The organism is Caldicellulosiruptor hydrothermalis 108 (assembly GCF_000166355.1).
GTDB classification, from domain to species: Bacteria; Bacillota; Thermoanaerobacteria; order Caldicellulosiruptorales; family Caldicellulosiruptoraceae; genus Caldicellulosiruptor; species Caldicellulosiruptor hydrothermalis.
In genome coordinates, this window is sequence record NC_014652.1 from 2,552,950 (window position 1) to 2,567,739 (window position 14,790).

Annotated in this window: 9 protein-coding genes; all 9 read right to left on the reverse strand. The window is 38.6% G+C overall.

Going from position 1 to position 14,790, the window contains the following annotated elements; all coding sequences use genetic code 11:
- Window positions 1-103: 103 nt before the first annotated feature.
- The 9 genes from CALHY_RS12365 to CALHY_RS12405 all read right to left on the reverse strand — a co-directional run bounded on the left by CALHY_RS12365 (window position 104) and on the right by CALHY_RS12405 (window position 14,175).
- Complete coding sequence (locus tag CALHY_RS12365) at window positions 104-1,909, reverse strand: ABC transporter substrate-binding protein (RefSeq protein WP_013404278.1); 1,806 nt, start codon at window positions 1,907-1,909, stop codon at window positions 104-106.
- Window positions 1,910-1,988: 79 nt separating this feature from the next.
- Window positions 1,989-3,002, reverse strand: a complete 1,014-nt coding sequence (locus CALHY_RS12370) for a carbohydrate ABC transporter permease (RefSeq protein ID WP_013404279.1) — start codon at window positions 3,000-3,002, stop codon at window positions 1,989-1,991.
- Window positions 3,003-3,062: 60 nt separating this feature from the next.
- Complete coding sequence (locus CALHY_RS12375; protein ID WP_013404280.1) at window positions 3,063-3,980, reverse strand: carbohydrate ABC transporter permease; 918 nt, start codon at window positions 3,978-3,980, stop codon at window positions 3,063-3,065.
- Between the two features lie 8 nt (window positions 3,981-3,988).
- Complete coding sequence (locus CALHY_RS12380) at window positions 3,989-6,202, reverse strand: DUF5696 domain-containing protein (protein WP_013404281.1); 2,214 nt, start codon at window positions 6,200-6,202, stop codon at window positions 3,989-3,991.
- A gap of 27 nt (window positions 6,203-6,229) precedes the next feature.
- The gene (locus tag CALHY_RS12385) at window positions 6,230-8,335 is read right to left on the reverse strand and encodes a YIP1 family protein (protein WP_013404282.1); all 2,106 of its coding nucleotides are present in this window, start codon (window positions 8,333-8,335) and stop codon (window positions 6,230-6,232) included.
- Between the two features lie 60 nt (window positions 8,336-8,395).
- The gene (locus CALHY_RS12390; protein ID WP_013404283.1) at window positions 8,396-9,262 is read right to left on the reverse strand and encodes a carbohydrate ABC transporter permease; all 867 of its coding nucleotides are present in this window, start codon (window positions 9,260-9,262) and stop codon (window positions 8,396-8,398) included.
- 52 nt (window positions 9,263-9,314) lie between these two features.
- A complete protein-coding gene (locus CALHY_RS12395; RefSeq protein WP_013404284.1) occupies window positions 9,315-10,208 on the reverse strand; it encodes a carbohydrate ABC transporter permease in 894 nt (297 codons plus the stop codon).
- Between the two features lie 28 nt (window positions 10,209-10,236).
- Window positions 10,237-13,107 carry an extracellular solute-binding protein gene (locus CALHY_RS12400; RefSeq protein WP_013404285.1) on the reverse strand — a complete coding sequence of 957 codons (2,871 nt, stop codon included), beginning with the start codon at window positions 13,105-13,107 and terminating at the stop codon, window positions 10,237-10,239.
- A 48-nt stretch (window positions 13,108-13,155) separates the two neighbouring features.
- The gene (locus CALHY_RS12405) at window positions 13,156-14,175 is read right to left on the reverse strand and encodes a LacI family DNA-binding transcriptional regulator (protein ID WP_013404286.1); all 1,020 of its coding nucleotides are present in this window, start codon (window positions 14,173-14,175) and stop codon (window positions 13,156-13,158) included.
- Between the last annotated feature and the right edge of the window lie 615 nt (window positions 14,176-14,790).

Genomic DNA, 14,790 nt, shown 5'->3' on the forward strand with positions numbered 1-14,790 from the left:
CTTTTTTTATTTTTTAGCCGGTGGGCACACCGCTTCTTTACCGCTTCTTTAATATAACCTTACTTTTCTCTTCAGCGGTGTGCTCACCAGCAAAAAGCCTCTTTTACTGAGTTACCTCTTCAACCTTGATATTGTCTATTACAAAATCAGCACCCCAGTGAATGCCAATCTTCAATCCCATTGTTGTTGAGTTGTCAGGAATTCCTGCAATTGTCCCTTCAACATGATAAACGGCGTTTGCTTTGTCAAGTTTGAATGTTATCCAGCCATATGACTTATAGCCAGACTTGTTGCTGTTTATAATCTGAGCATAGATGTATGTGTCGCCTGGTTTTGGCGGAGCTTTTAAGAGTTTTACATCAAAGCTTACTTTATAGTCGTGCCAGCCGTATATTTTGACCTTGCTTGGCAAAGTATACAGAGCGTCTATCCACTCACCGTCTTTTTTAGAGTCGCATGCAACTTTGAGCGATTTGCCTTTGATTGCCTCTTTGCCAGACACAATTGAAAGTTTTACGCTCTTCTTTGTTGTGTCAAGTATTGTGAACATATCCATTTTGCCATTTTCAAAATCGATGGTAAACGGCTTAAACGGTCTGAACACTGGTTTTTCAGGCTTTGCATTAGCTTCAGCTACAGCTTGCTGTGCCTGTGGTTTCAAGCCCGCCAATGCCGATGAAACTGATGCGGCGTTGAAAAGCGCTCCATTTATATCCCATACAAGGTTGCCCAAAACAGAGTCTGGTGAGCCTGGATAGAACGAGTATTTTGCAAGCTGTGTATGGAAATCCTGCAGATATTTTGGTCTTCTCTTAATGCCAGGATCATCACAGTATTTCTGAATGCTTTCTAGCAAAATATTTATAAACTTTCCAGCACCCTTTGGATTTCTTGCACCTTTTGAAATTCCATATCCATCACATTCAAATGGATAGAGTTTGCTCTTATTGTCTGGTCCCAAAGGAATCGGAGCAACTTCAATCTCATCTTCTACCTTTTGGTTGAACTTCTGATCATCATAGTTGTACCATCTTTCAATGTACATTGCTATCTTTCTTTGAGCTAACCCTGTGCTTGCAGTGTTCCAGTCAGTAATCATCCAGCCTTCCTTGATACCCTTTTGAGCAAGGTTGAGTCCCTTTTGTACTCTTGGGTCGTCAAAGTTGAGTTTTGCATTGCCGTTTTTATCCACAGTTACATATGTCACACCGTTGGAATATACAAATATCTGTGGATACCAGCAACCAACACCGTATCTGTCAACCTTGCCATCACCGTTTGTATCAGCTGTGAGTTTCTTTGCCAGAGCAACAAATGTATCCCAGTTCCATTTTCCTTTCTTATAAAGTGCAAGCGGCATTTCGCTCTCGTCAATGCCCTCTTCAAGCATAAGGTCCTTGTTGTAGAGAACAACCCAGAAGTGGTTAGAACCGTACTGGCTTGCCAAATAGTATTTTCCTCCATACTTGAAAATCTGGTCCATTGCTCTTAAGTTCAAATATGGCGCTTTGAGATCAACATAGTTATTGATTGGTTGCAAATACCCTTTTGTGTAAAATCTCGGGAAATTGCCTGACCCGCCAAACACAACGTCAATCGGGTCACCTGCAGCCATTCTTGTTATAATCTTTGTGTCCCAGTTATTCCAATCACTATACACCAACTTAATTTTTCCACCGTAATTCTTTTGGTAAGTATCAATTGCCTTTTTGACAGCTTGTGCAAAGAGATCATTAGTGTTTTTGAAACTTTCTTGAGTTAGACCTGGTCTGAAAAATGAGATATCACCTAACTTTGTTGCTGCCTGAGCTGGGTTTTGTGATTTGTTTAGGAGAACAAACAAACTCAACACCATTGAAATTGAAACTAAAAACGCCAAAATCTTCTTGAATAATTTTGATGCAAACATACTCATACCTCCTCTACTCATATTGGATTTATTTATTTGCAAAATCCCTCAAATTGTGAGGGATTGTTGCCTGTACGTATTACCCCACAATCCCTGTTCGCTCGATACTTTCTGTAAAGTATCTTTGACCAATAATGTAAATAACTATTAAAGGCAGTATTACCAATAAACATCCTGCTTCTAAAACTGATGACCTCAAAAGATATATGTCGTTTGCATTTACAAGGTTGTTTAAAAGGTTCATTCTTTCGTTTAAGATTGTTAGCATCACAGAAAGAGGCAAGTTATCTGTAAAAAACATTGCCGAAAGATAATAGTCGTTCCAGTGCCAGACAATAGTGAAAAGCAACACTGTAATGATTGCACCTGTTGCATTTGGAACCATGACCCTCAAAAAAGTGGAAAATGGTCCGCACCCGTCTATCTTTGCTGCTTCTTCAAGCTCTGTCGGCATGTTTCTAAAAAACTGTCTGAATATGAATATATAAAGGCTTGAGCGAATACCCATTCCAAATGTGTTCAAAAGATAAAAGGTCCAGGGCGTGTCAAGAAGGTTTACTGTCAACGGTTTTCCTGTAAAAAGTCCTATGAGCCTGCCAAAGTAGAAGAAATCAAAGTGTCTGAACTTTACATAAAGCGGTACTATTATTGTCTGCATGGGAACGATTATAGTAAAAAGAAGTATGCCAAAAAGAATTTCTCTTTCCTTAAACCTGAACCTTGCAAAACCATAGCCCACCATCATACATATAAAGGTCTGAATAATTACAGATGGTATGAGAATTATCAAAGTGTTTTTGATAGACTGAGCATAGCCCAAGATTTCATTTGCAAGCTTGAAACTTTCAATTGAAAAGTGTTTTGGAATCCACACAACGCTTGGGTCAAGAAGGTCTACCTTGTCTCTGAATGCGTTGCTTATCAAAAACAGAACAGGGTACAAAAGAACATAGCTCATACCAATTATAAATAGGTATCTAAAGAGATTTTTCAAAAAGCTAAACAGTCGTTTTTTAAATATTGCTCTGCCAAAACCTGACATTTCAAAATTCCTTGCCACCTTTGTACTCTTAGATTTTGTTGCAACCTCCATCTTGCCTACCCTCTTTTCTTTGAAATATTTCTAACCTGAGTGTATCTTCTCTATATGGCTTTATGTCAGATAAACAACTCTTCTTCCAATTACCCTATTCACAATGAGGATAATAACCATGATTATTGCAAAGTAGACAATTGCAATTGTTGTGCTGTACTCAAACCTTCCATTGTTCAGCTGTGTGACAACCATTCTCATTACCTGGTTTCCATAGTCAGTAAAGTAGTCGATGATTGAATATATGACTGCAACAAGAAGTGTTGGAGATACCATCGGGAAAGTAATCTTCCAGAACTTCTCCCACTCTGTTGCACCTTCAATTACAGCTGCTTCATAAAAACTTTTTGGAATGTTGTGAAGTGCTGCCATCAAAAGAAGTATCTGCACGCCAGATCGCCATGTTAGGTCAAAAAGCTGGCTTATTGTGTTTACAATAAACTGTCCCAGCCACATTGGAACGCCTGAGTTTATTAAAATCATTCTAATGTTTTCAACCCTGAAAAGTGTAGTGCTCGATGCTGCCTGGCTAACATCCCCCATTACATTTTCTTTCAGAATAGTTATCACTACACCTGATGCTATGATGACCGGGAAAAAGAATATGGTTCTTGCAAATGTTCTTCCTTTAAACTCATCTCTTAGCACATACGCAACAAACATGCTGAAAAATACAACAACCGGTACCTGATAAAGCATACTGCCAATTGAAGATGTGAGTGTTCGTATATAGTTCGGGTCTTTTGTGAAGGCATAAAGATAGTTTTCAAACCCAACAAATGTAAATTCAAGACCACTGTCGCCAATCCTTATCTTGGTAAATGTATAGTACACTGCAGTGATAAACGGAATTATGAAAAAGTAGACAAGTCCTATAAGCCATGGGAGAATAAAAAGCCTTCCATACATTGCCTCTTTTTCTCTCAAAGTTAGTCTTCTTTTTCTAAATACCTTTTTAAAAGCACCTGAAAAGCTCATTTTATATTTCACCTCTTAACAACAACTTTGTAAGACTGTGCGGCAACCTCAAGATTTTCTATCTTCTGCGGGCTTGAGGTGTAGTTGAGTAAAATCTCAACCCCGCCATCATATACAACTTTAACAACACCTTTTTTGATAATCTTATGCTCCACTATCTCTTTGCCTTTTATAAGCCTTAAAGTAGGGTAAAGCTCTTTGTAATACTCTTTTAGGTCACCAAGCCACATCCTGTAGTTTGATGAGTAGAGGCTTTCCAGTAATGTCTCTTTTAGTTCATCTTCGTTTCGGGCAGTCCATGTGAACTTGATAGCCGAACCAGTCTCTAAAGCTTTTAACTTCCACATCCATTCGTTTGTGTAAAAGTTCACTGACGGCATCGAATATGGAACATATCCTCTTATAACCATCTGATAGAAAGGAATCTCTGCATCTTCTATCAGGAATTTGCTTGAGTATATCGGCACATCAACAATTTCGCTCGCCTTTTGCAAAAGATACCCGTTTGGATTTGTAAGAAGAATATTCCTGAACCTCTTTGAAAGACTGTCTATTGCCTGTAAAAACACATCTTCTGTCTGATACCTGTTAACAGGTCTTGTACCAAAATCTGAATACAGCATGGTGCTCATGCTAGATAAAGATATGTTGTTAAAATAGTTTATGTTACTGTTTGCTAAAAATCTTTGGACTATCTCATTTGTATAGCGCGGCGAAATTAGGTACAAAACCGGGTAAGAGTCGTCCTTGTAAAATATTGGCGGTGAATATCTCCAAAGCTGGGCAGGCACTTTTTTCATCGATTTTGTAGCAACCTTGTTTCGAAGATACATAAGTGTACCTGTGCGAAACAGAACAAAGTCAACGTCAAGGTATGTCTTTACATTGGCTTTTTGGAAATACTCAAGCACATTTTCAAGTTGCTTTTTTCCGCCCAGAACCCCTTCGGGCGTAGTTAGAAGAGGAAGATTGTAGTATACACCATTTTTCATCCATCCAACAAACTTCACAACAACATTAGAAACTCCCATACTTTTTACCTGTTTTACTATCTTCTGAGCATCCTCAAAAGTGGTAAGAGGTATTGTTGCGTTGACAGGTATTCCAAGGATGTATTTTGGTTTTTTCATACTCCCGTAAAATTCTATGTAAACAGGAACGCTTTTTTCATCTGCTTCTTTTTTAAATCCTCTTTCTTTTATCAAATATTCTCTGTACTTTTTAGCCATTGCCACATAGTCAGCATTTTTTGAGTCAAGGAAATAGTATCTGATTGAGAACTTATCAACATTTGGTAGCTTTTCTTCAAAGATGTTGAAAGACCTCTCATCCCACTGTTTTTCTTTTAAAGTCACCATGTCATATTCTCTCATGACAAACTCTGCAAAGATGTTGTTGTAGCTGCTCTTGCTACCACTTGTATTTGCGTTCAAAATGGCCTTTCCATCACCTTTTGTTATCACTGCTAAAAACCCGCTATTTTCTTTTTTCATCCCAAACACAGGAAGCCTTGCAGCCTGAGTCACATACCCCTGAAAGTCAGGAACAATACCAAAGTCGGCTCCATAAATCCTCTGTGTATATGTCTCCTGCCCTTTATTGTTATTGAAATTTATGAGTGCACCACAGCCGTCCGGTACAACCATGTAACCATTTTCTCCTATTGCAGCTGCACCAAAAAACGGTAAAAGCATTATTGATACAAGCTTGTATTTATCTTTTTTAGTTTCTTTTATCTGGTTTACCAGAATGTCCACATTTAAATAGTCATCCTTGATGGTGTATGCAACTGGTATCACAAACCCTTCTTTCTTGAAAGTGTACATCGCAACAAACCCATCTTTTATTCTTTTTATCTTAAGTCCTTTTTTGAGGACTGAGTTGACATAGGCATTTGCAATCTGAATTGTAGAGGTAACATCGGTAAACCTTATTGAAAGCTGGGATGCCATCTGCATGCGTGTGCTGCCTGCCGCAATTTTGTCTTCTCTCCACTTTTCAGGATTTGAAAACCATACACTGCCACTTCTTTTATCAACAACCTTGAAATATCCATATTTCGGGTTGACATATAACTCCAAAATTCCATTTTTTGCAACAAGCTGATAAGAGTTTGTATCAGCAAATGCCGTATTTACCTGCAAAAACATCATCTGTTCAAGCAACATTGACACAGCAAGCAAAAACAACACTGCTTTTTTCAGTAATTTGTTAAAGCTCATTTTAAGCTTTCCTCCTTAAGACCTTTACTACATCCTCAGTATGAGCTCGTTGTAAATGCTCTGGATAAAGCCAAACAGCTGTGCAAACAGCGTAAATACCAGAATCATGATAAACAGTATCACTGCTATACCAATTAGACTTGCAACCATGGTTGCCACAGTTTTGCCAAAGCTAAACTGATGAACAGCCTTGATAGCACAGAGCATACCAATTACAAGCCATATCAAGCTTATGATGTTTATAAACGCCAAGAACATTCCTTCTTCCATTATCAGCACATTGCTCAAAATCACATATAAAAGCCTGCAGATGATGTATGGAAGTAGCGCATATGCAGAGAAAATCCAAATCTCTTGGAATGTCCCTTCACCTTCTGTGAGAGTTGATACAGACCAGTTTGAAAGTACCCAGAAGAAAAACATCACAACTGTTGCTGAGAAGATTGATATAACGTTAATCCTATCCTGTCTGTACGGATTGAATATAAAACCTGTATACTGTCTGTGCAGAATTGAAACTACAAAAAAGAGCAAAACTATAATTGTTGCATAAAGGACTGATCCTTTTTTCTCATCTTTAAGTTCTTCATATCCCTTAAAAGGATGAAGCATAACATACAGAGGGTACTTTTCTTTACTTATCTTCCTTGTATACTCCTCATCGACGCTCTTTTGCTTCTTGAGCCTTCTCCAAAGGATGTATATGACAATTATGGCAAGTACAAGCGCTGTTGCAATCACTCCAAAATTTCTCTGGAGAAAGTCGTTTCTCAGCACTTCTTTTGCCTCAGAATACCCTTCCTTGTCGTTTGCAAGCCTGAAATGCTGAAGCGCCTCGCTGTATTTGTTCATCCTCAAAAGTGCCTTACCAAGCCCAACATGTGCAAGTGCAAAGTTTGAATCCATCTTGTTTACCTGTTCCCACAGCTTTCTTGCCTCATCGTACATCCCATCATTGTAAAGAACTGTTGCCCTGTGAACAAGCTCGCCAAACTTTGTTTCTTTGAACACTGTTATTGTTGCCTTTTGCTGGTCCAGAACAAGTATGGTGTTTCCAATGCTCTCAACAGCGGCAGGTTCTCTAAACGTTCCTGCCTGGTCAGCTTTCCCGCCCATTATGAAAAGAAGGTTTGCGTTCTGGTCGTACTGGAACACTCTTCCCCTTTCATAGTCAAGAGCGTTTATGAACCCATCCTTTGTCACATTTATGTCCACAAAATAGGAATCTTCAAGTCTTTTACCATAATACTTTGGAAGGTCGCCAAAATCACGTGTCTGGTCTTTTTTCTTGTACCAAAGTATGTTTTTGCCAAGGAAATTGAGTTTTTTGAGCTCGCCCACACTGACTGACGCATAGTTTGAACATGTGTAAATAAACCCATCATCTCCTATGTCAATGCTGGTTGACTCTGTAGGAAGGTACCTGACCATCGACGCACTCTGCTGCTTTGAAAGAATCTTTTTCCATATTCTGTCTATAAGAAGCTGCAGTGTTACAACAACCTTGTTGCTACCAAAAAACCCAAGAAAGTTGTTCTGGCTGTCGAACATGAACGCACCTTCATAGCTTCCAAGCGAAAGAACATACACAACCCCTGCATTGTCAACTGCCACTTTTAGCGGAACAAAATCCTTGTTTGCTGCAACAAGGTCAGACTTTGGTTTTGTTATCTTTCTTAGAAGCTGCCCATTTTGGTTTATAACATACACGCATTTTGCGCCTTTATCAGCAACATATATAACACCGTTTTTGTCAACACAAATACCGCTCGGGTCAGAAAACTTGAATACTTTGCCGTTTTGCGTGAACTTGTTTATTTCACCTATAAACTTAAAATCTTTATTCAGCTTCACTATCCTGTTGTTCCCGGCATCCAGTATGTAAATGTTGTCATTGCTATCTACAAACATATCGCGCGGAGACGGAAAGTTTCCAACCCCAAGGTCACTGCCGCTGAGCACCTCGTAAGGATAATATCCTGCTGCGCTTGGTATGTCCCAATTATATATGTCATAGTTGTACTGATAGTACGGCACCTCTATCATATTCGCAAAGCTATAACCGGGAACAGTTACAATGAGCAGGGAAAGCAATACAAATGCTATTATCCTTTTTACTTTTTTTATTCTCACCTGCTACCACCTTTTCTTTTCATGATTTGTTGAAATTTATGCAAAATTTATCCTTATTTTTTAACCTTTAATGCCTGCTGAAACCATTGTCTCCATTACACTGCTCTGAGAGATTATGAAAAGTATTATCGGTGGAATCATGAGGAAAAGAGCAACAGCCGCCCCAACCCCCGCACGTGCAATACCACCAGCAGCAATCTGCTGCAAAAGTGTTGGCAAAACCTTTAAATTTTCACTGAATATAAAAGAACCGCCTGTTTGATTCCACAGCTGCTGGAACAAAAGTATTGTAAGTGTTAGCCAAGCAGGTTTTACGTTTGGCATGACAATTTTCCACCAGATTAAAAGCTCGTTTGCACCATCAATCTTTCCAGCTTCCAAAAGAGAGTCTGGAATCTGTGTCATGAACTGTTTCATAAGATAAAGACCCAGCGTCATCTGCCATGCGGGCAGAATCAGTGCCCAGTATGTGTCTATAAGGTGAAGCCTTGACATTACAATGTAAAGTGGAATGTATGTTACCTGTGGTGTGAAAAGCAGGGCAAGCACAATTATCTCATTTATTGCTTTTTTAGCAGCAAAACTGTGTTTAGCCAAAGGATAAGCTGCCAGCGATGCAATAAGTATATGCCCAACTGTGCCTACAACACAGATGAACAAACTGTTGAATAGATATCTTGAAAACGGCACCCACATGTTTGTTGCAAGCTGAAACATCAAAACAAAGTTGTCAAGCGTTGGTCTTCTGACGTACAGCCTTGGTGGAAATATGAATATCTCGTCAAACGGTTTGAATGCTGATACCACCGTGTACCACAACGGAAGAGCAGTAAACATCCCAAAGATGAACAGAATTACAAATATCACTGCATTCCCATAAACGCTTCTGTTAACTTTTTTATGAGAAGCTGCATTGAGCTTAGCCATTTTTTATATTTCACCTACACTTTCGCGAATTATTTATGATTAAAATCACTTTTTATTCTGTGGAATATCTCTTCAGTATCGCTGCAATTACTTTGTTTGTAAGAAGCATCGCAATAAAGAGCACAACAGCAATTGCTGATGCATAGCCCATCTCAAACCTGACAGTTCCATAGTCAATAAGGTATGTCACAACAGTGTCAGCACTGTACTGTCTGGTTGGAAGACCACCAAGGGCTATTACAACCGTGCTAACACCAAACGACGCACCAATCTGCATGACAGCACCAAACATCAGCTGTGGTGCCATTTGTGGAATGGTGATGTAAAACAGCTCTTGAAATCTGTTTTTTATACCATCTATCGCACCAGCTTCAAAAAGCTCTTTATCAAGGTTTTGAAATCCGGCAACAAAAGCCAAAAAACCTGCTCCAAGCGAAAGCCAAAGCTGAACAATGATAATCACCCACAGAACATAATTTGGGTCTTGAAGCCAGTTGATTGGCTCTTTCAAAATTCCAAGCCTCATAAGCCAGCCGTTTATAAGACCATACGCATCTCCGCTGAATATAAATGCCCAGATGAAAAACACATTGCCAGCAAGCGAAGGTGAGTAAAATATGAGTGTAAGGATTGCTCTTATCTTAGGATTAAACTCGCTTATAAACCACGCTAAGATGAAAGACATAAAGTAACTTAAAGGCCCTGTCAAAAAAGCAAATATGAATGTGTTCCTCAAAACCTTTATAAATATCTTGTCTGCTAAAAACAATCTTATGTAGTTTGCCCAGCCAACCCATTTGGGTGGCTGAAGCATGTTGTAGTTTGTAAAACTTAAAAATATTGAGCTTATAACTGGTATTAAAGTAAATATAGTAAAAAGAAGCATATACGGTGCTATCATGAGATAACTTGCTTTATTTTTCTTTATATCTTCAATCAATCCCATTTTCCAATACCTCACTTAAAAGTGAATTTTATTTGTTGTACATAGCAAGTTCTTTTCTCTTTCTCTTAAGCTCGTCGTTTATATCCTTTGTGTATCTCCACAAACTTTCTCTCGGGTTCATACCATCATAAATAACTGCTGAGAACGCACTGTCCAAGCTTCTTATCACATAATAACTTCCCGGAATTTCTTCAATCTCTTTTACATATTTCCACTGCTCCATCAAATTTTGCATCTCTTTCTTGCTCCAGGGAAGTTTCTGGAACGCATTTACATTTGCTGTATTGTACCTTGCAGCAGTGCCCATGAGCATCTCAAGCTCTTTTCCAAACTGTGTCTGAACCTCATCAGATGTCCACCATTTCAAAAACTCCCAGCAAGCTTGCTTGTTCTTTGCCCTGCTCAAAATTATCGTGGCTGTACCAGAGGCTGCAGTTGACCTGTCAATTGTACCATCAGGTCTTTTGATGCCTGGAATTGGCACCATCTCCCACTGGTTTCTGATTTCCGGCGCAGCTGTTGCCAAAAGATTGTATGTTGTGTACGGTGCTATTCCAAGCGGCATTTCACCTGTCCTGAACCTGTTGTAAAAATCGTATATGAGCTCAAGACCATATTTTGTGTAAAAATCTGTCCACTGTTTAAATGCTGCAACAGCTTGACTGCTGTCAAGCATTGATTTTGTCTTTTCTTTGTTGTAAAAACTTCCTCCCAGCTGAAGCAAAAGTGTAGGAAACAAATTTCTTGTTCCAAGCCCTGCATCGATAGCTTCCTGGGCATCAATTCTCTGGTAGGGAAGACCAACTTCTAAGTTGTATCTTTGAAGCTTTGCAATGACAGCGTACATCTCATCCCATGTCTGCGGCGGTTTTATGTTAAGCTCATCAAATATATCCTTTCTGTAAAACATCATGTAAAAGTCCTGGGTCACAGGAAGCGCAAAGCAGCCTCCATTGTATTCGTAAGGCTTTAGCGCTGTCGGGTTAAACCTCTTTTTAACCTCATCAAAGTCCTTAAACTGTGAAAGGTCAACCAAAGCTCCTCTTGCCGCCAAGTTCACAGGCTGGCCTCTTGACACTGTCAGCACAATATCAGGACCTTTACCAGCTAAAATAGCTTCTATTACACCAGTTTGAACCAAACTCACATTTACTTTTATGTTTGTTCTTGGCGTAAATGAGTCGTTTATCAAGTCTCGAATAATCTGTGCCTGGTCGCGGCCACCGCCTACCCATACTTTTATTACCTTTTGGCCCTGATATGTCTCACCAACGTTTGTGTAGTCCTCAACAAACGAATACAAAAACGCTTTTATCTCCTTTACAATCTTTTGAAAGAGATTAGCTGTGGGCGACGGAATTTTAGCGTCCGGTGATGCTACAAGTATATAGTCAATCTCAAGCGGCTGTTCTTTCCTGTACACAAGCCAGGATGAAAGACCACTCAGACTATCTCTAAGATTTTTTATTCTTGCCGGAATTGTTTCTGGCTCCTGCGCCATGCTTTTTAGCTGCTCTGCAACTCTTTTCAAAAGCTCTGCTTCTCCACCTTTTTGACCTGTGTACCTTTCAAAGTCCTGAGCCTGTTTTAAAAGCCCTTTTCTGATTGAATTTAAACTGTCAATCAAATCAGGTATCTGCTCATCCAAGTTATAGTCTCTGTAAAGGTCAGGGTCTCTGCCTGTTATCATTATTATCTTTCTATACAAGTTGTTAAGCTGCACTGTCAGCTCTTCAACTTCTGTAAGTATCGGTGAAAGCTCACCAAGTGTTGCCTCAAGCTTTAGTTCATGCTCACCTTTTGTAAGATATACAAGACAAGGCTTATCTTTGCTGCCTACCACTTTCATATACCATCTTATACTGTACGGAAACTCTATATCCTGGGCTTCTTTGAAAGGAATCTTGCCGTCGATGTACAAAATCCTGTGCGTGGACATTCCCCTCTGGAAATTCTGTCTTGCCTTTATCACAATCTTATAAAGACCGTCTTGTGGCACCTCAAACTTCCAGCTTGCCCACATGCCAGGGTATTTCCAGTTCCACTGACCCAAGGTGTTAAGTCTTATCTTTGACACATGGAATGGCTCTGTTGCAGGGTCGGTTCTATCGTACATCGGATACAAAATTGGGTCTGATTTGAGATATGTCTTTTCTGCCTGGAATTTGACAAGAACATCTTTTGCCTTTGGCAAGCTTGAGTAATTCTTTGAAACCTCTGAATAGTTTGGAACTTCGTCTTTGTTATAAATCTTTATGTATTTTATTGCAAATGGTTCTCTTATATTCACAAGTCTTATAGTGTGCTCACCTTTTTCAAAGTAAAAGTAATACGCTCTATTATAAAACCCCTCGGTATCCTTAAAATCTTCTTCCTGCCAGATTGGATACTCATCTGTCTTGGGGCGCAGGTCATTGTCTTTTTTGTCTTTTCTGATACCTGTTGTGTCCTTCCAGACTCTTGGGAATGTAATCTTTTGTGCCTGGTCAAAAGGAAGTTTGCCGTCAATCAGAATGGAAAGTTCAATGCCAAGACCCTTGCCCGGAAGCGGCAAATACAGCATTGCCATGTTATAAAGACCACTTTCGGGAATGTCTACCTTCCACTCAACATATCCGCCTTCCTTCTCCCAAGCAAGAACATCCTTTTGACCTGCCAGCTCTATTTTCTTTTTTACCGTTGTTTCTCCATAGCTACTAAAGCTAATTGCCGGAATAATAATAGTGTGCTTTGGCTTTGGTACATCCTTATATTTATTGAGATATTGCTGAAGAGATAAAACCTTCTCCTGCTGTGAAAAAGCCACAGCCCACAAAAATAGAATTTGAATAACAAATACAACCAACAACCTCACAAACATTTGTCTTTTTGTTAAAAATTTACCATTAAGACTAACCAATTTATACACCTCTTTTCTGCTGCCTTTTGGATACAATTGACGTTGACCTTAGCATGAGCTTCTTATTATAATTTGAGTTGATAATCTTACCGTCTCAAAAATGGGGTTATTATTTTCTATTCTTCTTACAATGGCTTGCGCAAGCCTTCTTCCAAGTGCTTCTTTGTCTATGTTAACTGTTGTCAATGGGGGATCAATCAGTACAGACCTCTTTAAATTGTCAAAACCAACAATAGCTATATCTTGGGGTATTTTGTACCCCTTTTCTTTTAAGTATCTTATGGCAAAAATGGCAATATCATCATTTGCACATACAAAAGCACGGGGGAATCTTTTCATTTTTTCCAAGCCCATATCAACCTCTTCCTGAACATAGTACCTAAAAGGCACATGTTCTGTTATACAATATTCCTTTTGTACATCTAAACCACTGTCTTTTAGAGCCTTTTCAAAGCCAAGCCATCTTTCATAAATAGATTTGCAGTAGTTGATATCACCGATAAATCCAATTGGAGTAAGTCCCTTTTCAATTAGAATCTTTGTGAGCTTGTAAACACTTGCCTCACACTCTGTAAAGATGACATCACCCTGCAAATCTTCAAGATCAGCATTCAAAGGTGCGTCATAATAGACAGTTGGAAGTTTATACTCTTTTATTCTGTTCATATACTCATCTTCAAACACGCTGAGCACAATAAGCCCATCTACCTCATGATTTGCTATGTTCAAAGGAATTACCAAATCTTCTTCATCTTCATCACTTATGTAATTGTAAAATAGGCTATAACCAAACTTTCCAAGCTCGTTCGAAATGCCGTTTATAATGTCAATCCAGAATTCAGAAAGAGCAGCCTTTATCAAAATAGCCACTTTTTTGTTCTCTCTTGCTGACCTTACTTTTTCAATTAACTCTGGCTTTAGCTTTGGATACCCCAGCTCAATTGCTTTTTTGATGACCTTTATAGCCGTCTCTTCTGAAACAGTGCTGCTGCCATTCAAAACCTTAGATACCGTATTTCTTGAGAGGTTGAGACTTCTTGCAATATCGGTGATTGTTATTCTCTTCATTACCTATTTCCCCTATTGCAATATTGTATTTTCTGCCAATCTGCTTATTTAAATTTTATAACAGTAAATATGATTTGTCAATATTTTTTGCATTTTTTAATTATCTTTTTATCAGTTTATGCACACAGGCTTGCATAGAATGTACTAAGAATATAACTTCCTCGCTTTCTTCAAACTGGATTTTTCTTGAGACTTAAAATAAACATTTTACAATTTCGTTTTTAAAAAATTCAAAGAATATATAAATAGTGCACACTTTCGCAATTTTTTGCACTCTTAATTGCACATTTATTGAACACTTTTGATTTACATACGAATTGACATTTTGATACATTTCATCTCTATTGAAAACTTTGTCGTATTTTGTCGAATAAAGAAGATTTTTTGAGCGTATTAATTTTACAGTTGTTCATTTCTTAAAATTGCAATTATTTTCTTATAGTAATTAGATTATTTTGGTCAGTAAAAACACCAATAATGCTACAGAGCCTTGAACTTTGTTGGTTTGTTCACTTAAACCCTACAAAAGCGATTGTTTGCTTGTACGCAATATATTGTAAAAAGTCTTAAAAAATTCTTGACATAAAATTGCAACGATGGTATAATAGCAATGTA